We start from the raw sequence: 26,935 nt of genomic DNA on the forward strand, positions 1-26,935 counted from the left end.
GCATGTCGGTCCAGTGGCCGGGCGGCGCCGCGCCCCCCCCGGCCCGCCCCCCCCCCCCCCCCGCGCCCCGCGGGGGGGGGGCGGAGAGGAAGCGCGGGGGGGGGGGCGGGGCGGGGCCCCCCCTCCCCCCCCCCCCCCTCCACCCGCGGGTGTTTGTTTCGTGGCGGGCTAATTTTTACCTGTTGGTTTACTCGCTGTTCCGCGGGCCGCACAACGGCGGCCCCGGCACTACCAGCCGGAAATCAGTGCACCGCAGCGACTTCCGCCGCGGAGCTCACGCTGAGCAGGGCGTCGACGAGGGTGTCGATCAGCGCGTCGGCGCGTTCGGGCGAGAACAGGCCGGCGATGTAACCGAGGTTCAACGACAACTCGTCGGTGCCGAGACCGACGGTCAGCATCATCAGACCGCTGATCGAGATGCCGGAAACGAACTCGGCGCCGGAGATCTCCCAGTTGCCGATGCGGGCGGGGAAGTCGCGAGTGTCGAGGAAGGTCAGGCACAGATTGCCCGGCCCACGGGCGTCCAGCAGGCCGACAACCTTGTCCGGTCGCGCCGGTGTCTTGGGCAGCATGAAGCCGATTCCGCCAAGGTTGGCCAGGTGCTGGCGCTGTTCGATACGACTCGCGAAGTCGGTGGCGAACGCGGTGGCCGCCGCCCAGAGCGGCTGTCCCGCCGGGGTCGGCAGGGCGATCATCGCCTGGTAGGCGCCGGTGTGGGTGTCATCGAGCGGCCGGTCCAGCTGTTCGCGGAACAGGACCGAGACACCGACCGGGTAGTGGGCTTGCGGCGAACCGGCGTCGCTGCCTGCCGCCCGCGCGAGTGCGGCCGCGACCAGACTCGACAGTGGGACGCCGCGCTCATCACAGGCGGCGAGCAGGGCCCGGTACTCGACCCCGTCGACTACCCGCCGGGTCAACTTCGTGAAACGCTGCGCGGGCGCGACTTCGGCACCGGCCTCGAGCCGCACCGGCTTGACCTTCAGATCGCGCAGCCCGTCGGCGGCGAGCCGGGCGACGGCCTTGCGCTTGCCCCGCCAGCCGTGGAAGGACTTGGGGAACAGAGCTTCCGGCGCGGGAGGCGCGGGTACTTCGGCCACCCAGTCGTCGTTTCCTGCGGCGAGTTCCAGCACCTGCCGAGCGAACGACAGCACGGTCACCGCATCGGCGATCGTGTAGGTGGAAGTCAGCACGAGGTCGTGCACGTCGGGCGCGACCGTGATCAGGGTGGCGCGCAACAGTGGTGCCTCCGGATCGAAACGCGTGCGCAGTTCGGTGTCGACCTCGGCGGTCCATTCACCGGATGCCACCTCGCGCAACGGAATCGGCCGCAGCGCGACCGGGACGAAGCGCGGATCGCGGCCGTCTTCGCTGCGCACCACGGCGTGCAGCATGGGATGGCGCCGAGTCAGGGCAGCCAGACCGGCGCGGACCGCGTCCGCGTCCAGAGCGCCGGTGACGCGCACCCGCGACGCGATGTGCAGCGGCGCAACCTGGTCCACGGTCCAGTGCCAGCGTTCCAACGTGGACAACGGCCTCGGCAGCGCGGCGACCGGCTCGGGATCGCCGAGGCCGGGCCAGGTCATCGGTTCGGCCAGACTGGCCTGCAGCTTCGCCTCGTTGCCCTTGGCGATGAAGCCGTTGCGAACCGCGATCAGTGCACGATTGCGGGTCTGTTCGAGGCGGCCCAGCTTGCGGGATCCGTCGACGAGCATCGTCGTGCGCGGAATCCGCCGCTGTTCGTAGACCCGCAGCGCGATCTCGGCGTCGTCATGGGTGGCGAGTGTGTGCGCGAGCACCACCGCGTCCTCGATCGCCGAGTTCGCGCCCTGGCCCAGGCTGGGGAGCATCGGGTGGGCGGCGTCGCCGAGCAGGGTTACCCGGCCGCTGCCCCACTCGGTGAGCGGCGGCCGGTCCTGAGCGGGCAGCGCGAGAATGTCCGATTCCGGGGTGGCGGTGATGATTTCGGTGATCTCCGGTGCCCAGCCCGCGAACCTGTTCAGCAGATCGTCCTTGCCGTGCTGCCAGTCGGCGGCCTGTTCGGCGGTGGTGCTCAGCGTGCCCCACCAGTAGACATTGCCGTGCCCGATGTCGTGGATGCCGAAGCGCATGCCCCTGCCCCAGTAGTGGATCGAGGCGCCCGGCTCGATCGCCGGATGCGCGAACGGCACCAGCGCCAGCCAGCACACGAACTCGCCCGGGCGCGGCGCCTGAGCACCGTGCAGCTGAGCCCGGATCGCGGAGTTGATACCGTCCGCGCCGATGAGCACGTCGGCGCTCAGGGTGCGGCCGTCGGCGAACTCGACCTGCACGGCGTCGGCGGTCTCGGTGAAGCCGACGGCCTCGGCGTCCAGTTCGACCCGCAGATCGTCGCCACACGCCGCCAGCAGCACATCGTGGAGGTCTCTACGGGCGAGCGCGACCGCGGGCGCGCCCAATTCGGCGTCGATCCCGGCCACGTCGACCCGGCGCATGTCCGAACCGTCGGGTCGGCGGAAGGTGAACGATCGCGCCTGCCCGCCGACTCGGAGCAGTTCCTCGTCGATGCCGAGATCGAGCGTGCGCAGCGCGTTCATCGCGTTCGACTGCACCGACAGACCGAATCCGGCCGCGCGCAGTTCGGGGCCGCGCTCGCACAGTACGACTTCGATTCCGGCCCGGCGCAGGGCCGCGACAGCGGTGAGTCCGCCGATGCCTGCGCCGATCACTAGTGCCGACTTCACGGGAGAATTCACTGGGTTTCCTTGCTGTGTAGCGGGATTCGACAGAGTCATGATGCGGTCGCTGCCGCTTGTTCGAGCAATCGAGCGAGTCGGGCCGCCACCTCGGCGACCTGAGGGGACTGGATCAACGTCAGGTGGTCACCCGGTACCTCGATGACCTCGAGATGCCCTGTCGCGTAGGCATCCCAGCCGTTGGTGGGGTCACGATGCAGCGTGCCCGCTCGATCGTGGGCGGGGCGAAGCACCTGCGGCAGTGGCTGTGCGGCACGCAGCAGGGTGATGTCACCGTCGTAGGCCTGCGGCCGGTAGGCGTCGATCGCCCGCCATCCTGCCACGAACACCTCGAACAACCGCCGGACCAGCGCGCGGGATCCGGTCGGCGGCAGCACGCCCGCTTCGACGGCGGTGGCGAGGATGAAATCGAAAACCTGGTCATCGGTGTCCAGCTCGACCGGGATCTCGATCACGGCGGTGTCGGCGCCGCGCGCCAGCCACAGCAATTCCCAGAGGAAGAACTCGTAGAGCGCGTGTTCGGGCACCGGCATGCCGTCGCCGTGGCGCACCGTCATGGTGTCGATGAGGGCAAGGGTGCCCACTTCGTGACCGGCCTCGGCCAGCTGGCGGGCCATTTCGAAGGCGACCATGCCGCCCAGCGACCAGCCGCCCAGATGGTAGGGGCCTTCAGGCTGCACCCGGCGCATAGCCGCGATGTAGTTGCCCGCCATCTCCGCGATGGATTCGGCTGGCGTGGTGCCTGTCTCGAGGCCCGCCGCCTGCAAGCCGAACAGCGGCTGGTCATCGGGCAGATGCTTGCTCAATTCGACATAGCAGAGCACATTTCCGCCGATCGGATGCACGAGGAACAGTGGCGTGGCGGTGCCGGGGCGCAAGGGCACCAGTGGGTCGAAACCCGCTTCGGCCCGATCGTCGAGCTGGGTGACCAACGCGGCCACCGTGGGACCGGTGACCAGGGTGGAGACCGGCAGCGACACCCCGTAGCGCTGTTCGATCGACACGATCAGCCGCATCGCGGTCAACGAGGTGCCGCCGAGCGCGAAGAAGTCGTCGTGCACACCGATTTCGGGCAGGCCGAGTGTCTCGGCCATCAGAGCGGCCAGTCCCGATTCGGCGGGCGTTCGCGGGCGCACCCGGCCCGCCGGGAATGCGTCGGGCAGTGCCATGCCCGCCAGGACGGCATCGGCACGCTTGCCGCTGGGCGTCAGTGGCAGCGCTTCCAGCCAGACCAGGCGACTGGGAATCATGTAGTCCGGCAGCCATTCCCGTAGTGCTGCGGTAATTCCCGGTTCGTCGACGCCGGCGCGGGAGCCGACCAGGAAGGCCACCAGCATCGCCTGTGCGCTGGAAGCCCCCGCGGCGGTGTGCGCCACGACCGCGACCTCGTTGACGCCGGGCAGCTCCGCGGTGACGCGGTGCAGCGCCAGCTCGACCTCCATCGGCTCCACCCGGTGACCACGGATCTTGACCTGCCCGCCCCGGCGACCGTCGCTGACCACCTCGCCACCGGGCAGCCTGCGACCGATGTCGCCGGTCCGGTACAGCCGACGCCGCGATGCGGACGGGTGCGCAACGAAGGCAGCCTCGGTGAGATCGGGCCGGTGCTCGTAACCGTCCGCGAGTGCTGCGCCGCCGAGGTAGATCTCGCCGGGCACGCCGTCGGGAACCGGGCGCAGCAGTTCGTCGAGAACGAGGATCTCCACCCCGTCGATGGCGGTGCCGATCGGTGGGAGCACCGGGAACAGTGCCGGGTCGCCGGTCATGGTGTATCGGGTGGCCACATGGGTTTCGGTCGGACCGTACTGGTTCTCCAGCACCACCCCGGTGCCCGCCGCGCACAGCGCCCGGATCTCTTCGGTGACGCGCAGCTGCTCGCCCGAGGAGACGATCACTCGCAGCCCGGCCGGTGCGGTGCCGAGCCGGATCGCGGCCTCGGCCAGCTGCTGCAAGGCCACGTAGGGCAGGAAGATCCGTTCGGCACCGGTGCTCGCCAGCACGCGGGCCAGGGCGGGCAGATCGCGGCGCTGCTGCTCACTCAACAGGATGAGGCGACCACCGCCGCACAGCGTCGAATAGATCTCCTGGAACGACACATCGAACGACAACGGCGCGAATTGTGTTGTCGCAGGGGCACGGTCAAGGTCTATCAGCGAGCCGCTGGCAGCCGAAAGCTGCCAGTGGATCAGATTGGCCAGCGCGCGATGCGGCATCGCCACGCCCTTGGGCGTCCCGGTGGAGCCCGAGGTGAACAACACGTACGCGGTGGCGTCGGGATCGCCGTCCGGCAGCGCGACGGTGACGCCGGGAGCGAGGATCTCGTCGAGGGTGAGTCGCGAATACCCTTGGGGCACCAAAGTTTCGTGGCCCGTGCCGGTGATCACCGCGAACGGCTGTGCCTGTTCGAGCATCGCGTGCAGACGCGAGGGCGGATAGGTGACATCGAGCGGTACGCAGGCCGTGCCCGCCTTCGCGATTCCGAGGACTGTCGCGATCTGTTCCGGTGATCGGTCCACTGCTATCGCGATGCGGTCGCCCTGGCGTACCCCGCGTGCCACCAGTGTCGCCGCGACGCGGTTGGACAGGGTGAGCAACTCCGCGTAAGTCATTGCCCGGCTGCCGAATTCGATGGCAACCGCATCGGGTGTGCGGGCCGCGCAGGCATCGAACAGCTCGATCACCGTGCCGGATGTCGGTGCGGCGGCCAGTGCCTCCGGGGCCGGCCCCAGCGCGGCGAAGTCCACCGTGGCGGAGGGATCGCCGGTGAGCAGGTCCAGGACCCGCAGGTAGGTCTCGCCGATGCTTTCCAGCTGGTCGCTGGTGTAGGTGGCGGGGTCGCCGTCGATGCGTAATGCCAGCGTCCCGTCGAGCGGGTTGCGGATGGCGTTGACCAGCAGGGCGAAGTTGGTGTCCTCGTGAATGTCGATGCCGAGCAGGGTCACGTCGAGCGCCGACATGGCCGCGCCCGCGGCATGGAAGTGCACGTAGTTGAACGCGGTGTCGAGGACGACGCCGACCTCGTGCTGGATGTCGGTCAGCGGAAAACGCTTGTGCGGTGTGCTGTTACGTTCCCGTTCGAAGACACCCGTCAGCACCTCCCGCCCGCTGCGGCCGGTGAAGTTCAGCCGCAGTGGCATCGTGTTCAGGAACAGTCCGGCCATGCGCTCGGCGTCGATGCGCTCGGGCCGCCCGTGGGTGACGACGCCGGTGGTCACATCCGTGCGGCCGGACAGCAGACCGACGGTGCACAGGTGCGCGGCCAGCAGGACCGCCTTGACCGGGATGTGTGCGGCGGCGGCAACCTCGTCGGCGCGGGCGAGCAGCTCGGCGCCGACCGGAACCTGCACCGACACACGTGCCTGCGGCGGACCTGCGGCAGGTGTCGCAGCGATGGGAACGTGGGGGCGCAGTCCGGGCACGCGGATCGTCTCTGCGCCCTCCAGCTCCCGTGACCAGTATTCGCGATCGGCCGGATCATCCAGTGAATCCCGCTCGGCACGAACGTATTCCGCGAAGGAAGGGAGCTCGGCGGGGAACGCGCCCGCGCCCCGATAGTCCGCCAGCAGTTCCGAGATCAGCGTTGCCACACTCCAGCCGTCGAGAATGGCGTGGTGGAACGACAGCACCAGCTCGATCCGGTCGGCGAGCCGGAACACCGCGAGATCGAAAAGGCCCGGCTGCTCGAAGACATACCGGCCCAGGCGTCGTCGCTCGATATGGTCGCGAATCAACACGTCGGCCTCGTCGGCTTCGGCCGCGCGCAGGTCGATGATCGTCAGCGGGGGATCGAGGTGGGCGTGCACGAGTTGCAGTGGCTCGGAGTAGTCGGCGAGCTCGAAGGAGGTTCGCAACATCGGGTGCCGGATCACCGCGCGCAGTGCCGCGGCTCGCAGTGCGGCTTCGTCCCACGGCATCCGCAGCGAATACCGGAAGACATCGTGGTAGAGCGATGATTCGGCACGTTCGCGGCTGTGGAACAGCATGCCGAGCTGCAACCTGGTCAACGGGTAGGCGTCCACCACGTGCCGCAGGCGGGCCCGGTCGATCCCGGCCACCAGCTCGAACGGCGCGAGGGCGACCGCGGCGACGGCACCGGTGCCCGCCCGCTCGGCCAGTTCGGCGATGGTGGGGCATTCGGCGATGTCACGAGCGCTGATCACCAGCCCCCTGGCCTCGGCCCTTGCTCGCACCCGCAGCAGCAGGATCGAGTCGCCACCGAGGTCGTAGAAGTTGTCGAACACCGACACCGACTCGCGGTCGAGCACCTCGCGCCAGACCAGCGCCAATCGTTGCTCGACCGGTGTGCGGGGTGCGGTGTGGCCGACGGTCGAGGTCTCGGCGGAGATCGCGGCCAGCGCGGCGCGGTCGGTTTTTCCGCTCGGCGTCAGGGGGATCGCGTGGACCCGGACGAACAGTGACGGAATCATGAACTCCGGCAGCGTTTTCGCCAATGCCGCACGCAGTGCGGCGGGCTCCGGTGCCGATGCCGCCACGCAATAGGCGCTCAGATAAGTGCCGCGGTCGGGTGCCTGCCGGTCGATGACCGTGGCGGCGGTGATGCCGGGCAGTGCGGCCAGCGCGTTCTCGACCTCGCCCAGTTCGACCCGGTTCCCGCGGATCTTCACCTGGCGGTCGATGCGGCCCAGGTACTCCAGTTGCCCATCGGCGAGGCGGCGTGCGAGATCGCCGGTGCGGTACATCCGCTCGCCCGGATGGAACGGGTCGGCGACGAACTTCTCCGCCGTCAATTCCGGACGGTCGCGGTAGCCGCGCGCCAAACCGGCTCCGGCAATGCACAATTCGCCAGCGACGCCGAACGGCTGGGGCTGGTCGGCGGGGCCGAGCACGTACAAGCGGGTGTTGTCGATCGGTCGGCCGATCGGTACCCGGGTCACCGTCTGGGCCGGGTCGACCGGGCAGTCGTAGTAGGACACGTCCACGGTGGCCTCGGTCGGGCCGTACAGGTTGACCAGACGGGGCGCGGTAGCCCCTAGTGCGGCAAACGTCTGATTCCACCGGTTGACCTGATGGGGGAGCAGCGCTTCCCCACTGCAGAACACGGTCCGCAGACCGGCGGCTCTGTCCACCGCGGACGGGTCGGACTCGAGCAGATCCAGGAAGGGCGTCAGCATCGACGGCACGAAATGCATGACCGTGACACCGAAGTCGGCGACAGCGGCGAGCAGCTCGCGCGGATCCTTCTCACCGCCCGGCCGCAGCAGCGCCACCCGGGCACCCTCGACCGCCCACCAGAACAGCTCCCACACCGACACGTCGAACGAGGACGGCGTCTTCTGCAGGATGACATCGGTGGGACCCAGCGGATATTGCCGCTGCATCCAGCCGATCCGATTGATCACTGAATGGTGTTCGACCACAACACCTTTAGGTCGACCGGTGGAGCCGGATGTGTAGATCACGTAGGCCGGGTCGGACCCGACGGGAACCGGCGTCCCGGTCGGCGTGCCCGACGGCCAGCTCTCGGGCGACAGCGCGAGCGCCCCGCCGGATATCTCGGCGTCGGTCAGCACCACCTTGGCGGCGCTGTCGGCCAGCAGGTAGGCGATCCGGTCGGCAGGGTAGCCGGGGTCGATCGGGACATAGGCGGCTCCGGCGTGCATGGCGGCCAGGATCGCGACGAGCATGTCCGGACCGCGCTCGAGCAGCACCGCGACCAGATCGCCCGCTTCGATCCCGCAGTCGCGGAGCAAACCGGACAGCGCGGCGGCACGGTCGGTGAGATCGCGGTAGGTGATGGCGTCCCCGGTCGCGGAGTACACCGCGACCGCGTCCGGCGTGCTCTCGGCCCTGGCCATGATCCGGGCGATGACGGTGGTCTGGTCCGGATAGGGACGCGAGGTCGCGCGAGCGCGGTCGACCAGCAGATCGTGCTCGGCCGCCGACAGCATCGGCAACAGCGACGGATCGGTATCGATGCCGTCGATCCCGGCATGTAACAAGGCGATCAGGTGATCGGCGACGGACTCGATCGGGTAGTCGGCATCGAAGATGTCGGTGGCATGATCGAGCCTGACCAGCAGCGGGCCGTCGTCATCGATCTCGGAGATCGTCCAGGCCATGGCCAGCGGGCTGTACCCCTGGGAGGGCTGCTGCACCTCCTCGAGCCCGTCGATCAGACCGGCGGCCGAGGGCAGGCGCGGGTAGGCGACCGTCACGTCGAACAGCTGGCTCGCCGGGTTGCCGAGGCGGCGTAGCTCGCCCATGAGATCGCCGAGCGGATAACGCTCGTGCTGCTTCATCCGGCGCACATCGGCTTTCACCGTGGAGACCAGTTCGCGCACGGTGTGATGGCCCGCTGTCCGGATGGGCAGCGGAAGAGTGTTGGCGAAGTGGCCGATGGTGGCCTGCTCGGTGGGGTTGCCACGATTGCCGAAGGGGATGCCGATGGCGACGTCCTCGGCGCGCAGGATTCGCGACAGGTAGAGGCCGAGCATCGCACAGAAGTACGGGTACAGCGACAGGCCTGCATCGCGAATTCGGTTGACCAGCAAGCGATCCAGCGTGAACTCGTACGCCGTGACCGGTGCCAGCCCATCGGTAGCACGGTGCCGGTCGAACAGCGCGGGGGTGAGGGTGTTCAGCCCACCGACCACAGCGTCGCGGTCGATGAGGTACTGATCGCTCGCCCGATAGTCACGTTCGAACGGCAGGCACCCCAGAAACGACGACCCCGGCAGCTCGATCGGGTTGCCCGCCATCGTCGTGGCGTAGTCGGTGAGGATCTGCGCGCCGATATGGAACAGCGCGGTCGCGTCGGCGGCGACGTGGTGGGTGGTCAACACGAGGTAGGAGGACTCCCCGCCGGCCCGGATGATGTGCGCCCGGAAGGGCGCCGCCCCGATGAGGTCGATCGCCGAACCGGTGAGCAGCTCGATCCGGCGCTGCGCCTCGGCAGCCGGATCGGGGGCATCGCCGACGTCGATCACCTGGACCGGCGGCATCGGGTCGGGCGAGAGCTCCTGGGAGGGAACACCGTCGAGGACTCGGTATCGCAGCCGCAGGCCGTCGTTGCGCGCCCAGGTCCGCTCGACCGCGGCGACCATCGCGGTGACATCGATGGCGAGCGAGAAGCGGCCGACCACGCCGACGAGATAGCTGGGCAGACCGGGAAAATGTTCCACGATGGTCCAGATGTCGCGCTGGTAGGCGGTCAGTGGATAGCGCATGGAAACGGACATGGATTTACCCCTGAGGTGAAGAGCTGAAATGTGCTCGATCGCGCGGCGCTGCTGCGATCCGAATTCCGTCCGGTGGCGGTCTTCGCCCGGATGATCGGGCGAATTCACGAGTGGTCCGTGCGCCCAAATGGCGCTCGGATCACTGTGTCATCGGGGCGCGTTGATAGCCAATGTTGTTGTGCCGTAACAGAAGTCACTCGCACGCGAAATCGACCGGCGCGAAGTCGAATTGTCCGGATATTTGGTGCTGTGAAACGAATACGCGGCCGAAAAACTGCACTGGGAGCCAAACCGTCGCGCAGTCGACCGGTCAGTTCTCACGCACGGCGATGTGACGGTGGACTCTTCGCGGGAATGTCGGTGCCCACCAGTTGGCGGCGCCGAGCAGACGCAGGCCGACCTGTCTCGGCGACAGGGTGACTGCGCCCGGCGATACCAGCGTCAGGCCGGGTGGCCGAGCGGTTCGCCGCCGAGGTGCTGCACGACGAGCCCGGCCCGAAAACCGGGTTGGCGGCGTCCCCGTGCGCGGAGCCGTACTCTGTTGAGTGCCTGCATGTTTGGTGACCGTAGCCCGTAGGATGGAGCCTGATGGACCACACGGACCCTTTCCCCCGCCCTATTCCAGTCACGGTGCCGAAGCTGCTTGTGGGCTTAGGGTCAGCGTTGGTTGTCGCTGCGGCGATCGCATCCTTCACCTTCACCTCCACCCTGGCGCGGGTGGCGGGAATTCCTGAGCACCTGACCTGGATGTGGCCGGTGGTGGTGGGTCTCACCGTCGCGCTGGTCGCCTGTACCTTCATCACGTTGGTGGGTATCCGCGACGAGAAGGCCACGTCCCTGGTGCGGGTGTACGAGTTGTTGCTCGTCGGCGCCGTGCTGTCCAGCATCTGCGGAAACCTGCTGTCCATCTCCCGCGATCCGATCGAGATGGGCACCCTCGGGACCGCGATCGTGGTTTCCGTTCCCCCGATCTGCCTGATGATCTGCGTGGGTAACTACCTGCTGCTCACGGCAGTCGTTCCCGTCCGGATCGTGGCCGCGATCCGTGAGGACGACTGGCGGCTGCGAGTCCTCGGCATACCCAGCGCGTCGGCGCCTCCCAAGGATTCGAACCCGTCCCACCATGACGACGCCTGGTGGGACCAGCACCGCAGTGAGGCAAGGACCCCACCGGCCACACCGAGAACCCGGACATAGGAAACCTGCCGGGCATTCACTGCGGGCGCCACCGGGGCCGAATTCGAAGGAAGGCGAATTCGGCCCTTGGCGCTACTCGGTGAAGTCGACCTTGGTGCCGTCGATCCAACCCGGCAGACTGTCCGCCACGAAGTCGGACATGTCGCGGCCTTCGTCGATCGTCGACTCGACATCGGCGAGGTAGGTAGCCATCGCTCGTTTGGCCGACGGTGTGGACGCCGCGGTGAGGAACTGGGTGCGCTCGATGTGGAGGCCCTTTTCGAGCGATGTCGAACCACCCTGGTAGACGGCGTGTTTGATTCCACGCACCGCGGTAGGGGAGCGCTTCGCCAACCTGGCGGCGGTCCTCTGCGCCTCGGTCAGCAGCTCGTCGGGATCGATCAATCTGTGCACAAGCCCGATCTCGAGCGCCCGGCTCGGGCTGATGGGAGCACCTTCGAGACACAATTCCAGTGCACGGCCTGCGCCGAGAACACGAGTCAGCATCTGGGTACCACCCCCACCGGGGATGATTCCGACCAGGATTTCCGGCTGCCCGATTTCGAAGGGACCATCGGCCATCAGCCGCAGGTCGCAAGCCAGCGACAACTCGCAACCTCCACCCAGTGCGCGGCCGTTGAGTGCGGCGACGAACACGGTGCTGGACTCCCGCATCAGTCGGCACACCTCGTGATAGCGACGGAGATTCGCGACACCGCCCGCGCCGGCACGGGCCAAACCCGCCTGCCCGCCGGGGACATGGTCGGCCACGGTGCTCATCCGCAGCGCGGCGCCCGCCGTGCGTGCGTTCAGCGTGACCGGTGCGGCTTCGACGCCGTCCAAGATCTCCGATACCGAGTAGTGGCTGACGAAAACCCCGTCGACGGCGCTGGTGAGCACGACCGCGCGGACTCTGTCGTCGCCGTCGATGACACGCAGGAGGTCGAGTAGTTCGCCCATCACTGCATCGGTGAGGAAGTTGTAGGGCGGGTTGTTCAACCAGATCGTTTGAACCTGACCGTGCCGCTCCGTGCGGAGAAACTGCATGGCGTGCCTTTCGTTGTCGCTACTGCTTGTAGGCAAGTTCGAGTTCGGCCAGCGCTTCTCCACAGTATGGAGCGACCCGCTGGACATGGGGCAACGACGTCGCGCATGCGGTCACGCACAGGTTGAGACGGTTCGCGTACGACAGGATCGTGATGTTGAGCGCCTGACCATCGAGCGGGATCGACACCGCATGCCACTCTTCCAAAGCCATGCCGTTGTAGTGCAATTGCTCGCTCGGCCCCGGCATGTTGGAGATGACCACATTGAACATCGGCGTGATCCGACTGCTCACACCGAGGACCAGGCTCGCGCCGAAGGGCGCCATGAGCATCGCCGTGTACGCCATGACCGCGGCGCTCGACATCCGGCTCATGTGTTCTTTGGCTTCGACCGTCGATGCGACGATCGCCGCTACCCGTTCCCGCACATCCTCGATATCGGTCGCCAGGGTGGTCAGCGCCATGGTCGTCGCGTTGCCCTCGGCATCGTCGCTGTCCTTGGGACGGAACGACATCGGCATGCCCGCGATCAAGGGGGCCTCGGGCAACTCGCCGATCTCGGCGAGGTAGCGGCGCAGGCCGCCCGCACAGATGGCGAGGATGACATCGTTGATCGTTCCCCCGCATCGCCGCGCCAGTTCGCTGATCCGGTCCAGGTCGAACGATTGCGTGGCGATCCGGCGTTCGGCGGTGATCGGGCCGTTGAGGATCGACGGTGGCGCGGAGTACGGCTTGATCAGAGTCACATCGGATTCGGACAGGCCGCCGTACATGCGTGAGATCGCCTGCAAACCCGTGAGCTGATCCGCGATACCTCGGATCGGAGCGTTCAGGCGCCGGATCAGCGAGGAGACTCCCGGTCGGCTCGCACTCGGTGATTGGGAGTCGTGACGGGTTCGAAGCTTGCCGGCTTCCGTGTAAGCCCAGATCGCCGGCCTACCGCGTTCGTCGGGATCGTTCGACATCACCTTGCGCGCGAGCCGCACGGTGGCCACGCCGTCGAGCAGGGCGTGGTGGCCTTTGACATACAGCGCGAGGCGTCCGTCATCGAGGCCTTCGATGACATGCAGTTGCCACAGGGGGTGCGACCGATCCATCGGTATGCCGTGCAGCCGCGAGACCAGTGCGCCGAGCTCACGCTGACCGCCCGGTCCGGGCAGCACATGACGCTGCAGGTGGTAATCGAGGTCCGGCGCATCGACGCTGACCCATCTCGGGAGCACACGCGAGATCACAGCGGAGTCGAGGCGGCGGTCGAAGGGCCTGGTCGGGGTCGTGTAGGTGCGCAGATCGTCGAGCAGATCCGAGACGAAGTCAGGACCCGCCTCCGGTGGCAGCCGGAAGATATCCAGATGCGCGATGTTCATCAGATTGGAGTCGGATTCACCCCAGAGGAATGCGATATCGATCGGGTTCAATGTGCTTGTGGGCATGCGGTGGTGACCTCCGGTGCGCTACAGGTCGATGGTGAGGTGTGTGGACTCGGCGCGATCGGTGCAGATGAGCATCGTGCCGGGTTCATCGAGGAATGGTGATCGGCCGCGGCGATCGACAGCACCGGAGACGACCCGCACCCGACATGTGCCGCAGAATCCCTGCCGACACGAGTACGCCACGTCGGGTACCGCACCGCGCACGGCGGCCAGCGCGGTTTCCGCCGCGGCGACGTGGACGGATGTCGCGCTGCGGGCAAGGCGGATCTCGAACGGCTGACCACCGATGACAGGCTCGGGGCTGAACCGCTCGAAATGCAGTCCGGCAGCACCTGTCCGGTCGAACTCGGCCCGGATCCCGGCAAGGAGTCCGGGCGGTCCGCAGAAGTACACCGACGCGCCTGGACCGGCGTGGGCCAGTAGTTCGGCGGGAGAGCGGCGTTCGCCGGTCAGGATCTCGACCCGATCGGGGTCGAATTCTCCGATCTCGTCGAGAAACGGCATGGTCGCGGTGCTGCGGCCGAGGTAGGTCAGGCGCCAATCGACGCCCGAGGCCGCCGCCGCGCGCACCATCGGCAAGATCGCGGTGATCCCGATACCCGCGGCGACGAACACCACCCGGGAGATATCGGCCCGCGCCAGGTGCGGGTACGCGAAGGGGAAGGCATTGCGCGGCCCGGCCGCGGTCACCCGAGTGCCGACGGACAGTCGATCGTGGATCTCGATGGACCCCCCACCGCCGTCGGGTATCCGACGGATCGCGATCCGGTAGCTACGTCGATCGGTGTCATCGCCGCACAGTGAGTACTGGCGGACCTTGCCCGACGGCAGGGTCAGATCGATGTGCGCGCCAGGATGCCACGGGGGTAGATCCGACCGGTCCGCGAACACCAGGCACACGCTGAGCACCCCGTCGGCCTCGGCGCGTGTGTCAGCCACAACCAGACGCAGCACCCGATCGACCGGTGTGGGTTCGATGCTGCGCAACCGGCTCGTCACGGCGGCGTATCCACGCGCGGTGAATCGGAGGCCGGTCATCAACCGATCTCGCCGTCCGGGTCTGCGCAGCGACATCGGGACCGGCGTCGGCAGGTTTCTGGTCATGAGAGCACTCCAGATCAGGTGTTACTCACGCACCGGCGCGGGCCGCAGGCGAGGAGGCGAGGTAGGCGACCGCTTGGCTGGTCGAGCCGTACTCGGACGGGTGGTATCCGGGCCGGAAGTACTCGAAGAACATCTTCGTCAGGCTCCAAGGACCCGGCATCAGGCCCTTTGCGACGGCCAGGCGCACATCACGCAGCTGTATCCGCCGGTTGCCGCCGTCGAGCGCGGGATCCACCGACATCATGTAGCGGATGCCACGCACCCACAGGATCGTGAGCATCGGTGCGGCGAGCATCCATGCGCGGACCCGGCGCAGGTAGCGGCCGTCGAGGTGGGTGAACAGGTCGAACGCGACGTGACGGTGTTCGACCTCCTCGGCCAGATGCCAGCGGAACAGGTCGAGCACCTTGGGATCGAGGGTGGTGTCCCAGCCGTGGGCGTTGAGTCCCCAGTCACCGAGGTAAGAGGTGAAATGTTCGAGAGCGGCGACGACGGCGACTCGTTCCAGCAGCCAGGAACGGGCTTTGTCGCCGGTCAGGTCGCGGTCGCCGAGCAAAGACTGGAACAGCCATCGGATCTGGTCGACGAACGGTTCGGTGTCGAGCCCCTCGGCCTCGAGGTACTCGAGCAGCGACTGGTGCGCCGAGGAGTGGGTGGCCTCCTGGCCGATGAACCCGATCACGTCCGCACGGACGGAATCGTCCTTGATCAGCGGTAGCGCCTTCTGGAAGACCTCGACGAAGAACACTTCCCCCTCGGGCAGGAGCATGTTCATGCCGTTGGCCAGGTGTGTCGCGAAGGGGTTGGCGTCGAAGTAGTGCATCGGCAACCCTGTCCAGTCCCATGACATGTCGCGCGCGGACAGAGCGACCTTGTCGATGTCGGTGGTCATCGTATTTCTCCGTTCGTGTCGGCGGTATTCGCCTCGTGCGCGCTGACGAAGGGGCGAACGAGTTCGGCGATTGCTGCCGGATCGAACAGCGGCACCCAGTGCCCTCCGTCGACCGCGAGGACTGTCGAATCCGCTGCCCAGCGACCGATATCGGTTTGGCTGGCCGGGGTGATGAAAATGTCGCGTCGCGGTGCGAGTACCTGTACGGGGCGATCGGTGTTGCGCTCCTGCGGCCGGAGCAGGCGAGGAAGCAGGTTGGCGGTGTAGATCTTGAGTCCGGCGCGATGGTCGCGGGCGCGATGCACCGGCGCATCCGCCGGACCGGCCCCCACTTCCAGGCGCGAAGCCACAGTGATAGCGGCATCGATCAGACCGAGCCGACACGTCAGCGGGGCGAGCAAGGGGACTTGGAAGAACCCCATGTACAGCGGGGATTTCCACATGCTCAGCAGGTCTTTCCAGCCGCGGGGCCCGGCGGCCAGCCGGGAGCGTATCCAGAACGGCACGTGATCCAGGCACGGGCCGGAAATCGAGGTCAGCGACGCGATCCGGTAGCGCTGGGCTGGATCGGTGGTGGCGTGCCAGGCCTGCACCGAGCCCCAGTCGTGGCCGAGCAGATGCACCGGACGCTGCGGCGAGACGGCGTCGATGACGCGGCCGATGTCCTCGGCGAGCTGGTCGAGGCGGTAATCCTTGATCCTTGTCGGTCGACCGGACTCTCCCGAGCCCCGCACGTCGAAGGTCACCACGTGCAGCGTCGAGGCGAGTCGGCCCGCAACTCCGTTCCAGACCTGGTGGTCATCGGGAAAACCGTGCACACACAGCACTGTCGGCGCGTCCGGGTTGCCCCGTTCCTGCACGGCCAGCCGCACCCCGTCCGAGGCCTCGACGAACCGTGTCGACACCTCGTTCGCGCTGACACCCGAGCGTGGGGAATCCCTGTCGGGCCAGGTTCGGGTGGGTGCGCGGCGCGAGTGTGTCGACTGATTCGATGGTGTCATTGCGAGGTCCTTTACAGAGGTTTCATGCAGCCTCGGTGATAGGTGCAACTATCAGTTACACCTTTCGAAGGACGATAGTAGACTGATCGTGCTACCGCAAGGTTCAGTCGTTCAACGAGAGATAGGAATGCCGTGACACCGAGTCCACGCGAACGGCTCATCGCCGGAACGATCGCGCTCGTGCGGGAGCGCGGCGTCGCAGGTACCGGAATCACCGACCTGCTGGCACGTAGCGGCACCGCGCGGCGTTCGGTCTACCAGAACTTCCCACGTGGGAAGGCGCAACTCGTCGAGGAATCCACCCAGGTCGCCGGCCGGATGATGAGTTCGATCATCGCCGGATTCACCGCCGGCGACAGCCCCACCGATAGCCTTGCCGCCTTCATTCAGATGTGGAAAGACACGGTGGTATCCAGCGATTTCACCGCCGGTTGCCCGATTGCCGCCGCAGCCCTCGGCGGCACCGAAGTCCCGTTGGGGCCGGCCATCGCTGCCGAGGTGTTCGAGGATTGGACGGGGCTGCTTGCCGAGCAACTCGCCCGCGCCGGCGTGGGTGAATCCGTTGCCAGATCGCTCGCGACCACGGCGGTGTGCGCGATCGAGGGTGCTGCCATCCTGTCGATCTCCTCGCGGTCGGTGCGTCCGCTGGACGAAGTCGGGGTGCACCTCGCCGAGCTCGTGTCCCTACACCTGGACGGCAACCGCCGGTAGCGATCGTGCGGGGCTCATTCGTTAGCCCGGGGGATTGCTATCGGTTACGTGCCTGCCTGCTGGTTTGTGTCCAGGTTCTCGTGCCGACGCGGTGGTCGAGTCATCGGGACGTGGGTTCCGCCTCGCCGATTTGGCTCATGATCACAAGGGCTTGCCGCAGCAGGATCGTCTGCTCGCTGGAAAGCTTGGTCAACTGCTCGGCGAGCCAGGAATCGCGGGTCGAGACCTTGTCGTTCAGGTGTGACCGACCAGCCCGCGAGGCCGAGACGACGATCTGCCTGCCGTCGGACGGGTGTGGTCGGCGCTCGATGAGTTCCAGCTCGGCCAGCGCGTTGATGACCCGCGTCATCGATGGTGGCCGCACCCCTTCCTTGTTGGCGAGCGCACCCGGCGACATCGCGCCGTCCCGGATCAGCGTGGTCAGCGCCGAGCGCTGAACCAGGGAGATCTGCGAGTCGGCGTGGTGGCTGCGCAGTAGGCGGTCGAGTCTCACGGTGAGCAAGGAGAGAGCGCTGGCGAGGGCAGCGGTATTCGAGTTCGGTGACACAATCATGAACTTTACGAACAAAAATGCCTGTTGTCCGGGTCGGGGCGGTGTGAACTTCCGCTGAGCTGCTCGTGCGCGGAGCGGGATGGCTGAACTGTGGGCTGCTGCCAATGGCGCAGGTTGCTTTGCTGGATGATTGCGGCTCTCGTCGACGCGTCAGGGATACGATGATCGGACTCGACGTCAGCGAGAAAGCCGGACAGATGACAACTGGTTCTGGTCGCCGGATGCGGCGGATTGCCGTCATATTGCTGGCGTGCGCCACCGGGATCTTCACGCTGGCCGTCGTGGTCGCCGGGTTTCTGCGTGCAGAGGTCCTCGACACCGAGCACTATGTGGACACCGTGTCCCCGCTGGCCGAAGACCCTGTGATCCAGACAGCTGTCGTGGATGCACTGACCAGGGCTGTCATGGCCCGCGTCGATGTCGAGCAGGCAGCATCGGATCTACTCGAAACGGTCGGTGACTTCGAGAACCGCAGTCCGCTCGCTACCGCCGCACTGCGGAGTGTGCCCGCGCTGCTGGCGGCAGAGTCGGAGGACCTGGTCCGGGACGCGGCGACCGTCCTGGTGCACAGCGACGCCTTCCCGAGACTGTGGGACGCGGCGAACCGGCAGGCGCATCGCGGGCTGGTCGCCGCGGTTACCGGCGTCGATGACGGCGTGGTCCGGGTGGACACAGCCGGGGTGGTGTCGATTTCGCTCACCGAAATGCTGGATGGGGTCGTCGACGAGCTGGACAGCCGCGGCTTCGCTCTCACCGACGGCTTCGTCAGTCCGCGGACCGAATTCGTGGTCGTCGAGTCGGAGGAGCTGGCGCGGGTGCAGCGGGCCGTGCGTCTGCTCGACCGGTCGGCGATCGTGCTGGCGGCCGCCGCGCTGGGCTGCGCACTGAGCGCGATCCTGGTGGCGGGCAACGGTTTCCGTCGACGGGCGGTTCTCGCCGTCGTGGCGAGCGTGCTGGTGTCGATGGTCGTGCTCGCGGTGTTGCTGCTGATCGTGCGTCGCATATACCTCGATCATGTTCCGGCCGAGTCGATCTCACCGGAGGTAGCCCGTTCCGTGTTCGATACCGTGGTGGAGCCGTTGCGGGTGAGTATGCGGGTGCTCGCGGTGCTGGCCGCGGTGGTGGGGCTGGGTGCCTTCCTCGTCGGTCCGTCGGCGCCCGCGTCCTGGGTACGCGCGACGGCCGATCGGCTGGGGGATCGGTTCCGCCGGGGCGAGGTCGGTCCGGTCTCGGGTTTCATCGCGTCCAATCTGAACATGATGCGCTGCGCGGTACTGGTCGTCGCCGCGGCGGTTCTCGTGTTCTGGGACTACCCGACCGTGCGGGTGGCGGTGCTGATCGCACTGGTCACCTGCGTCGTCCTACTCGCGCTGGAGCTCGTCGCCAGGCCACGACGGGGCGCGACGGGCTGACCGCCGGCGGGACGCGGAGTTCACAGTTGATCGCCGTCGTGCGCGGATGCCCGGCGTGATTCCTCGTGCAGGATGGCGAGGAGTTCTTCTTCCAGCGCGACGAATTCGGGGGAGGTGATCGTGGACAGATCACGGGGACGGGGGAGGTCGATGCGGAGTTCGCGGCGGACGGTGGCGGGGCGGGCCGACAGGACGATGACGCGGTCGGACAGGTAGACGGCTTCGCGGATGTCGTGGGTGATCATCAGGACCATCCAGCGGTATCGCTGCCACACTTCTTGGAGCCAGGACTGCATATTGGTGCGGGTCAGCGAGTCGAGGGCGCCGAAGGGTTCGTCGAGGAGCAGCAGTTCACGGTCTTGGACGACGGTGCGCAGCAGTGCGGCTCGCTGTCGCATCCCTCCCGACAGTTGCGACGGCCGGGCGCTCTCGAAGCCGGACAGGCCGAAGGCCGGGAACAGTTCGCGGGCGCGCCGCCTGGCCTCCGGTTTCGGGACGCCCTGGACGCGCAGACCGAGGATGGTGTTGTCGAGGACGGTTCGCCAGGGGAACAGGAGGTCCTTCTGCGGCATGTAGGCGCAGTGCGATGCGGTGTTCTCGCCGTCGGTCGCGAGAAACTCGACGCTGCCCGAATCGGGGGATTCGAGCCCGGCCAGCATGTTGAACACGGTGCTCTTGCCGCAGCCGCTGGGGCCGATGACCGTGACGAACTCTCCCGATCGGACCGTGAACGACACCCCACTCAGCACCTCGAGGTCGGGGGTTCGCCGACCGGGCCGAGGGAACGCCTTGGTGAGATTGTCGACGACGATCCGGTCGCCTTCGGCCTCAGTCACGTCGGCTCCTGTTCTCCGCGCGCGCCCACGGCGCGACGAGGCGTTCGACGGCGAACGTCGTCAGGTAGAGCGCGATACTCAGCAGCGCTGTCACCACAACCGCGGCCAGCACCAGATCGGTGCGGAACGAATTCTTCTGCAGACTCATGTAGATGCCGAGACCGACACTGGCGCCGACGTATTCGGCGAACACCGCACCGACGACCGCGTAGGTGATTCCGATCCGCAACGCGGTGAAGAACCGCGGCACCGCCGACGGCAGTCGCACATACCGGAACACCTGCACACGGGAAGCGCCCATGCTTCGCAGCAGCGCGCCGGCGTCGCGGTCGGCCGCGCCGAACCCTTCGATCAGGCCGATCGCCATCGGGAAGAAGGTGACCAGTGCGACGACCAGGATCTTCGGAAGCAGACCGAACCCGAACCAGATGATCATCAGCGGCGCGATCGCGACGATCGGCACGGTCTGTGACGCCACGAACAGCGGCACCAACGCGCGCCGAAGCCACGGCGAGAAGTCGACGATCACCGCCAGCACCCAGGCCGAGCTCAGCGAGACCGCGAAGCCGATCAGCGTGACCTGCAAGGTGGCGGCCAGGTGGGTGCCGATCTCGTCGCGATGCGCCCAGCCCTGCTCGATCACGCGCAGCGGAGACGGCAGCACCTGCGGACGCACACCACTGCTGGTGACATAGATCTGCCACACGGCCACGAGCATCGCCACCGTGATGATCGATGGCACCGCCCACCGGATTCCCGCCCAGCGGCCGATCCGGTCGTCGGCGGGCAGGACCGACGCGTCTACGGACCCGTCACGGGTTGGCAAGGTAGTCATTGGTGAAATACGTCGACCAGTCGGGCTCGGTGGTCAGTGGTTTACCGTCGGGCCCGTTGAGCAGGCCACTGCGGTACAGGAACCGGGAATTCGCCGACCACTGCTCCACCGTCTGGGTGCCGACTCGGCCGTTCGGGTCTTTCATGAACTGTTCGGCCAGCATTCGCTGACTGTCGAAGACCAGCTTCTCGTCGTTGAACGCGCCCGGGTTGGCGTCGATGAGATCTTGGGCTGCCGCGTCCGGGTTGTCCGCGGCGAATTGGTAGCCGCGTTGCAAGGCTTGGACGAACTTCTTCGCGCGGTCCGGGTTCTCCGCGAGCCAGACTTCGTTGGCGTCGATCACGATGGCGTAGGAGTCCGGGAATCCGAAATCGGTGTAGCGGAAGTACTTCATAGGGGTGCCGTGGTGTTCGGCCTCGATGCCCTCCCACGCCAGATACGAGACGGTGAAGTCCGCTTTTCCGGAGTAGACGGCTTCGTAGGCCGACGAACCCAGCACCACCGACGTGAAATCGCCGGTGCCACCGTCGTTGCGGATGACCTGCTGTAGCGACTCCCGCTCACCCGGGTCACCGAAACCGGCGTAGGTCTTGCCGTCGAGATTCTTCGGGCTCACGAGGTCGGTACGGTCAGCGCGCACGCCGATCCCGGTCGCCCAATGTTGCAGGGGCGCGAGAACCGACTGGATTCGCGCACCCGATGCGCGGGCGAACGTCGACGAATTGTGGGTACTGATCCCGAATTCCGCGTTCCCGGCATCGACCACCGTGTCGACCGAGGTGTTGTTGTACGGCAGTACCTGCACATCCAGACCGGCGTCGGCGAAGTAGCCGCGCTGCAACGCGACGTACAACCCGGAGTGGTTGGTATTCGGCGTCCAGTCCAGCGCGAAGCGGATGGTCTGATCGGAGCCACCGCCCGAACCGCACGCGGTGAGCACCGACAGCATCGTGACGGTGGTGGCGACAACCGCGAGCGCGCGGCGAATCCGCCCGTTCACGCGGCAGGCCAGGGCTGCGGGTGCAGGGCGGTGTCCCAGAACAGCAACTCGTAGCGCACCGCGAGGGTGAACGCCTTCTCCATCGCTTCGCGTTCCCGGTCGCCTGCCGATTCGGCGGCCGCGTCGATCAGTGATCGCGCCGTCGCCGCAGCGTTCTGGAATTCCTCGGCGCCGTAGGTGGTGACCCACTGGGCGTACGGGTGGGCGGGGTCGGCGGCGATCACCTTCGCGGCGCTCGCGGCCAGGTCGCGCCCCACTTCGGCGTAGATCCAGAAGCAGGGCAGCGCGGCCGCGGCGGCGACGGCGTAGGACTCTGTCGCGGCGGCGGCGATCAAATAGGACACATAGGCCAGACAGGTCGGCGAATGCTCCGGTTCACCCTGCCGTGGCGGCAGCACCCCTCCGGTGAGCAGCTGTTCGTGCATGGCCGATTCGACGGCGGCCGCATTCGCCGACGAGGTCGCCCAGAAGGCCGCGGTCTGCGGGTCAGGGGACTTGGCGGCGAGTATCGCCAGTGCCTTCGAGTATCCGGTGAGGTACAGCGAATCCTGTTCGATATAGATGCCGAACACATCGAGCGGCAAGGTGCCCTCGCCGAGCAGACGCAGGAATTCCAGATCATCGATCGCGGCCCGCAGGCCTTTGGTCCGATCCCAGAGGTGGTCGGTGAATCGATCGGTATTTATGGTGTGGGCGCGCAACACCATGACATCCCTTCGTCAGCATTACCTGAACAGGTTCGGCGGGTCTGTTCTCAGCCTCGCGGTTGCGAGACACCCCGTGTCAGAACTCGACCGACCCTAGCAGCGGCCGCCGACACGCGGGGAAATGCCCGGGAGTGCCGGGTCGTAGTTCCTCGGCCCGAGGGTCCGGGAGGGCCGCAGCTCGCCGAGTTCCTGACGCATCGAATATGGAAGCCGAGAGCACCGCACAACCCAACGCTTCCGCCGCAGAGATGCCGGAAGTGGCGGCGGCAGTATTAGATTGGCTGAGCCAGTATCGGGATGAAAACGGGGAGATCGGCGTGACGGAAACGATGGCGCCGCAGGCGCGCGCAGCTCGGGCGGTCACTGAGCTCGGGGCGCCCTGGGTGATCAATATCGTTACCGGGACGATCGCCGGGTTCGCTGTGGGTGCTCCCCGGTGGGGGCTCTTCGTCGCCGCGATCACGGGCGGGATCCCGATGATCATCATTCTGGCCGGTGTACGGCGCGGTATCGCGAGCGATCACCATGTGACCGATATCGACGGCCGGCGCTGGGTGATTCCGGCGATTCTGGGCATAGTCGGCGTGGGCCTGATCGTCGAGATCGTGCAGGGCGCCCCGCGCGCCCTGATCGCGTGGACGGTGGCCGGGCTGGTTGTCCTGTTCGGCATCGGCATCGTGACAGTGATCGGCAAATGGAAGGTGAGTGTGCATACCGCCGTGAGTGCGGGAACGACGGTCCTGCTGGCGTTGATCGCCTCACCGTGGTTTCTTGCCGCGTTGCCACTGACTGTCGTCAATGGCTGGTCGCGAGTGTGGCTGGGTGACCACACGCGCGGTCAGGTCGTCGTCGGCTCCTTCGTTGGCGCGGCGCTGGCCGCTGCCGCCTATCTGCTGGCGTCCTGAAATCAGCCGTCAACGTCGCCTTTCAGCGGTGCTGCGGCGGAGCTCCCAAAACCCGACCTCGAACACCTTGTGCCCGCCGTACGGCACCGATAGGTGGTCGCTCGTGGCCGCGATGCGCCTCTTGGAGGCCGAGGCGTTCAGCGCCCGATGCAGCGGCATCGCGCCGAATGGCCGAGAATGCCTGAAGGCGAGGGCTACGGCTGGTGGTGGATGGGGTCGATCCAATGCACAGCTTCGGGTTTCTCGATCGGCTCGATCTCGAGATCGACGACGACGGCTTCGCTGTCGCTGCGCACCAGTACGCATTCCAAGGGTTCGTGGGTGCTGGCGTTGATTTCCTGGTGCGGGACGTACGGCGGCACGAAGATGAAGTCGCCCGGCCCGGCCTCTGCGACGAATTCCAGCTGCTCACCCCATCGCATCCGAGCGCGGCCGCGGATCACGTAGATGACACTCTCGAGTGCACCGTGATGGTGTGCGCCGGTCTTGGCATCCGGATGGATCGTGACGGTCCCGGCCCAGATCTTCTGCGCGCCGACCCGGGCGAAATCGATCGCGGCCGCCCGCTCCATTCCGGGTGTCTGCGCGGTATTCGGATCGAGCTGACCTGCCTTGATCACCCGGACACCGTTGTGTCGCCAGCCTTCGGCAGTCATGGGTGCGCTCCTCCGCTTCGGTCGGGTTCGAGCTGTATCGCCGAATGCCGATCTGTGCCGTTGCGCTCGGATGAGGCTACGCAATCACGATTCGCCTACCGGGTAGACGTTTTTACTCGCTGGGATCGAAAGATAACCGCCCAACTCACGCCCGAGCAGCCTCGACTTTGTCTCTGCGTAGGGCGACGAACGCAGACCCGCGTCGATCCGGGTACCAGCACCACCTGGATACCGGGACCAGCATCGGCGACGATGGTGGGATGAGTGAAGTGGTCGACGTGCGCTCGGTGCGTACCGAGCGTCGAGCCCAACTCGGTGCGTTCCTGAAGTCGCGTCGCGCAAGGATCACCCCGGGTGATGTGGGCTTGCCGCCGGGTCCGCGTCGACGCACGCCTGGGCTGCGTCGCGAGGAAGTTGCGCAATTGTCGGGAATCGGGACAACGTGGTACACGTGGCTCGAGCAGGGTCGTCGGATCAACGCTAGTACTCAGGTGTTGGATGCCGTTGCTCGCACGTTGCGTCTTGATCCGACGGAGAAGGCGCATCTGTACCGGCTCGCTGATGTGCCGGCGGTGCAACCGGCGCAACAAGCAGACATGCCGCCGGGCCTACCCGCGATCTTGGCGCAACTACACCCGCTGCCTGCGGTGCTGCTCACCGCCAAATACGATGTGCTGGCCCATAATGACGCCTACGCCGCGCTGTGCCCGGGTTTCACTCGGACGAACAACAATGTGCTGCGTCAGGTTTTCCTCACCCCTGATTGTTGTAATCCGTACGCGTACAGTTCCCATGATCTGCGGCGGATGGTCGCTTACTTGCGTGGTGCCTACGTGAAGCATCTCGACGATCCGAGCTGGCAGGCCTTCGTCGACGAGTTGTGCAGCACGAGTCCGCTTTTCGTCGAACTGTGGGCAAGTAACGACGTCGCCGTCCCGACGAACTTGGTGAAGGTGATCCAGAACCTGGCTGTTGGTTCGGTCGCGATGTATCTGACGAGTTTGTCGTTGCCGGTTATCGAGGGTGCGTGGGTGCAGGTCTTCACCCCGGTCGATGACACTGAGTCGGGGAAGCTGGCGGCGTTGTTGGCGATGACTCCTGAGCAGCGTCGTGCTCCGTGGCAGGCGCATGTTACGGCGGTGCACGGGGCGGGTTGAAAGTCCGCATCGCCACAACGCGACGTCTGCTAGTTCGTATTCGGATGTCGGGCATCAGCACAAGAACGATGTCTGGCTGTGGTGAGACCCTCGCGACGTGGCTTCTGATGGCGGCAGGAACCGGACTCCAACGACATGGTTGCGGAGATCCTTGACCGGCTGCGCGATGAACGAGAAGGAGTTCGTGCCGCTGAGTTGGGTAGCAAGCGCTAAGGGATGTCCCGTAAGTCGTTGAGTGGCAACAGGTACCGTGTCGCCGGTGGTGATCTCGGCGTCTGCCCCTGCGATGGTGGAGTTGTTCTCCGGGCTGCGGCCAGGCACGTTGGCTCGCCTGATTACCCATCTACGGCGCGAGGGCGCTGACCGACCGCTACCAGGTCGACCGGCCCGTGCCGGGACCGTCATGATGTCAGGTGAATTTTCGAGAGGAGAACATGATGGGTTCGGCTGAGTCGGATCGGTTGATGAAGTCGATTATCGCCAAGTTGGCTGAGGCACTGGCTGTGGAGGGTTTCACGCAGTGCGAGGCGTTGGACAGACGCGGAGAAGCGCAGCCGGGGAAGCGATATCCGCGGTGGCGGCACGCGTGGTTCGCTGCTGATATCGACGGTTTGCCGGGTGTGCGGCAAGCCGTCATGGCTTCCCTGACGCTCGATCGGGACGGGTGTGTCGGCCTCTTCGGGTGGGCTTATGCAATGTCGGATGTGGTCGGGCAGGTTCGCGCCGAGCTACCTGTTGATGCGTTGGAAAGCGCTGCCGACGGTTCGGACCCCGCCCCTGTCGACTTTGTGTCGTTCGGAACTTTTCGTTATCCGCGGGACGTTTTGAGGGCGAAGATCTGGGTCGCCGTGGACGCTGATATCGACAGCAGTGTTGTTGAGTTCATGGATCATGTTCGTGGTGAAGTCCGAGACTGGTTCGGTCAGATGTCGACGATCACGTACCTATTGGCCCGGGCTCGAGAGCCGAGGTTGTCGGCTTTGGATCGGTCCAACCCGAATCCGGAGCGGTTGCGTGCTGTGGTCATTTTGGCGTTGTTGGCGGGTCGTGTTCAGGATGTGGTGTCGTTGATGGATTGGTACCGTGGCTGTGACCAGTTTCATGATTGGGATTCGGCGGAGCGCGTCGCGGCGTTCGATGCCGCGATAAGTGTTCGTTTCCCTGAGTATGCCACCGCTCGGTTGGCCTGAGCATTTCGATCAACCTGTTGAAGAACGGGCGCTGAACAATTGGAGTAAGTGGAATGACGATATGTGAAGTCGGGCGGATCGATCAGGTCGCTGCCGGGGGGATGGTCGACTGATATTGGCGATGACCGAGGATCGTGATTATGGTCTGGGTGCGGATGCGGAGCTGATCGAGGATTTCTGGCGGAAGCTGAACGCGTATCTCGGGGCTGTGCGGTCGGGTGAGGTGCGCCGGATGGCGAGGAAGGCGGGGGTGACGGGGACAACGGGGTCGACATCGCGTTGTTCAGTGTGAGTGAACCGCCGCAGCTGGTTCGGGAAATGCTGGACACGGTCAATTCGAAACTCAGTAAAGAGGGCGTTTTTGCTCGATACGAGCTGCTTTGACTAAGT

Annotated in this window: 19 protein-coding genes and 1 riboswitch; of the genes, 6 read left to right on the forward strand and 13 right to left on the reverse strand. The window is 66.4% G+C overall.

From position 1 onward, the window contains the following. Positions 1-242: 242 nt before the first annotated feature. Together ACFWPX_RS26710 and ACFWPX_RS26715 are read right to left on the reverse strand one after the other, a co-directional pair. Complete coding sequence (locus tag ACFWPX_RS26710) at positions 243-2,732, reverse strand: FAD-dependent monooxygenase (protein ID WP_378930028.1); 2,490 nt, start codon at positions 2,730-2,732, stop codon at positions 243-245. A 35-nt stretch (positions 2,733-2,767) separates the two neighbouring features. Beyond that, on the reverse strand, positions 2,768-9,931 hold the full coding sequence (locus ACFWPX_RS26715; RefSeq protein WP_378930030.1) for an amino acid adenylation domain-containing protein: 7,164 nt from the start codon (positions 9,929-9,931) through the stop codon (positions 2,768-2,770). A gap of 663 nt (positions 9,932-10,594) precedes the next feature. Here ACFWPX_RS26715 and ACFWPX_RS26720 point away from each other — a divergent pair. Continuing rightward, complete coding sequence (locus ACFWPX_RS26720) at positions 10,595-11,128, forward strand: hypothetical protein (RefSeq protein WP_378930032.1); 534 nt, start codon at positions 10,595-10,597, stop codon at positions 11,126-11,128. 72 nt (positions 11,129-11,200) lie between these two features. On the opposite strand, the gene ACFWPX_RS26725 is transcribed toward ACFWPX_RS26720, so the two are convergent. The 5 genes from ACFWPX_RS26725 to ACFWPX_RS26745 are packed head-to-tail and all read right to left on the reverse strand — an operon-like array spanning position 11,201 to position 16,487. Further along, positions 11,201-12,154, reverse strand: a complete 954-nt coding sequence (locus ACFWPX_RS26725) for an enoyl-CoA hydratase/isomerase family protein (RefSeq protein WP_378930034.1) — start codon at positions 12,152-12,154, stop codon at positions 11,201-11,203. 19 nt (positions 12,155-12,173) lie between these two features. Then, positions 12,174-13,586, reverse strand: a complete 1,413-nt coding sequence (locus ACFWPX_RS26730) for a wax ester/triacylglycerol synthase family O-acyltransferase (RefSeq protein WP_378930036.1) — start codon at positions 13,584-13,586, stop codon at positions 12,174-12,176. Between the two features lie 21 nt (positions 13,587-13,607). After that, positions 13,608-14,690, reverse strand: coding sequence for a PDR/VanB family oxidoreductase (locus ACFWPX_RS26735; RefSeq protein WP_378930038.1), 1,083 nt, complete (start codon positions 14,688-14,690; stop codon positions 13,608-13,610). Between the two features lie 25 nt (positions 14,691-14,715). Continuing rightward, on the reverse strand, positions 14,716-15,582 hold the full coding sequence (locus ACFWPX_RS26740; RefSeq protein WP_378930040.1) for a metal-dependent hydrolase: 867 nt from the start codon (positions 15,580-15,582) through the stop codon (positions 14,716-14,718). Continuing rightward, positions 15,579-16,487 (reverse strand): alpha/beta fold hydrolase, encoded by a 909-nt coding sequence (locus ACFWPX_RS26745; protein ID WP_378930042.1) that lies wholly within the window; start codon positions 16,485-16,487, stop codon positions 15,579-15,581. Before ACFWPX_RS26745 ends, ACFWPX_RS26740 begins: the two co-directional genes overlap by 4 nt. A gap of 228 nt (positions 16,488-16,715) precedes the next feature. On the opposite strand from ACFWPX_RS26745, the gene ACFWPX_RS26750 reads away from it, so the two are divergent. After that, positions 16,716-17,294, forward strand: coding sequence for a TetR/AcrR family transcriptional regulator (locus tag ACFWPX_RS26750; protein ID WP_378930044.1), 579 nt, complete (start codon positions 16,716-16,718; stop codon positions 17,292-17,294). Positions 17,295-17,394: 100 nt separating this feature from the next. Here the strand turns inward: ACFWPX_RS26750 and ACFWPX_RS26755 are convergent, their stop codons facing one another. After that, entirely contained in the window at positions 17,395-17,841 is a 447-nt protein-coding gene (locus tag ACFWPX_RS26755; protein ID WP_378930046.1) for a MarR family winged helix-turn-helix transcriptional regulator, read from the reverse strand. Between the two features lie 167 nt (positions 17,842-18,008). Between ACFWPX_RS26755 and ACFWPX_RS26760 the strand changes: the two genes are divergently transcribed. Beyond that, positions 18,009-19,259, forward strand: a complete 1,251-nt coding sequence (locus ACFWPX_RS26760) for a hypothetical protein (protein ID WP_378930048.1) — start codon at positions 18,009-18,011, stop codon at positions 19,257-19,259. A 20-nt stretch (positions 19,260-19,279) separates the two neighbouring features. On the opposite strand, the gene ACFWPX_RS26765 is transcribed toward ACFWPX_RS26760, so the two are convergent. From ACFWPX_RS26765 to ACFWPX_RS26780, 4 genes are all read right to left on the reverse strand, one after another. After that, complete coding sequence (locus ACFWPX_RS26765) at positions 19,280-20,095, reverse strand: ABC transporter ATP-binding protein (protein ID WP_378930050.1); 816 nt, start codon at positions 20,093-20,095, stop codon at positions 19,280-19,282. Then, on the reverse strand, positions 20,088-20,813 hold the full coding sequence (locus ACFWPX_RS26770; protein WP_378930317.1) for an ABC transporter permease: 726 nt from the start codon (positions 20,811-20,813) through the stop codon (positions 20,088-20,090). The genes ACFWPX_RS26765 and ACFWPX_RS26770 overlap by 8 nt, the downstream gene beginning before the upstream one ends. Before the next feature lie 94 nt (positions 20,814-20,907). Beyond that, positions 20,908-21,879: an ABC transporter substrate-binding protein gene (locus ACFWPX_RS26775; protein WP_378930319.1), complete on the reverse strand. Its 972-nt coding sequence runs from the start codon at positions 21,877-21,879 to the stop codon at positions 20,908-20,910. Between the two features lie 47 nt (positions 21,880-21,926). Then, positions 21,927-22,637: a TenA family protein gene (locus ACFWPX_RS26780; RefSeq protein WP_378930052.1), complete on the reverse strand. Its 711-nt coding sequence runs from the start codon at positions 22,635-22,637 to the stop codon at positions 21,927-21,929. After that, a riboswitch (TPP riboswitch) is annotated at positions 22,625-22,721 on the reverse strand. It overlaps the preceding gene by 13 nt. 119 nt (positions 22,722-22,840) lie before the next feature. On the opposite strand from ACFWPX_RS26780, the gene ACFWPX_RS26785 reads away from it, so the two are divergent. Next, a complete protein-coding gene (locus tag ACFWPX_RS26785) occupies positions 22,841-23,542 on the forward strand; it encodes a hypothetical protein (protein WP_378930054.1) in 702 nt (233 codons plus the stop codon). A 194-nt stretch (positions 23,543-23,736) separates the two neighbouring features. On the opposite strand, the gene ACFWPX_RS26790 is transcribed toward ACFWPX_RS26785, so the two are convergent. Continuing rightward, a complete protein-coding gene (locus tag ACFWPX_RS26790) occupies positions 23,737-24,198 on the reverse strand; it encodes a cupin domain-containing protein (RefSeq protein WP_378930056.1) in 462 nt (153 codons plus the stop codon). A gap of 260 nt (positions 24,199-24,458) precedes the next feature. Between ACFWPX_RS26790 and ACFWPX_RS26795 the strand changes: the two genes are divergently transcribed. Together ACFWPX_RS26795 and ACFWPX_RS26800 are read left to right on the forward strand one after the other, a co-directional pair. Continuing rightward, positions 24,459-25,355 carry a helix-turn-helix transcriptional regulator gene (locus ACFWPX_RS26795; RefSeq protein WP_378930058.1) on the forward strand — a complete coding sequence of 299 codons (897 nt, stop codon included), beginning with the start codon at positions 24,459-24,461 and terminating at the stop codon, positions 25,353-25,355. Between the two features lie 437 nt (positions 25,356-25,792). Then, entirely contained in the window at positions 25,793-26,545 is a 753-nt protein-coding gene (locus ACFWPX_RS26800) for a hypothetical protein (protein WP_378930060.1), read from the forward strand. Positions 26,546-26,935: the final 390 nt, after the last annotated feature.

It is taken from the genome of Nocardia sp. NPDC058518, from assembly GCF_042719655.1.
Classification (GTDB): domain Bacteria; phylum Actinomycetota; class Actinomycetes; order Mycobacteriales; family Mycobacteriaceae; genus Nocardia.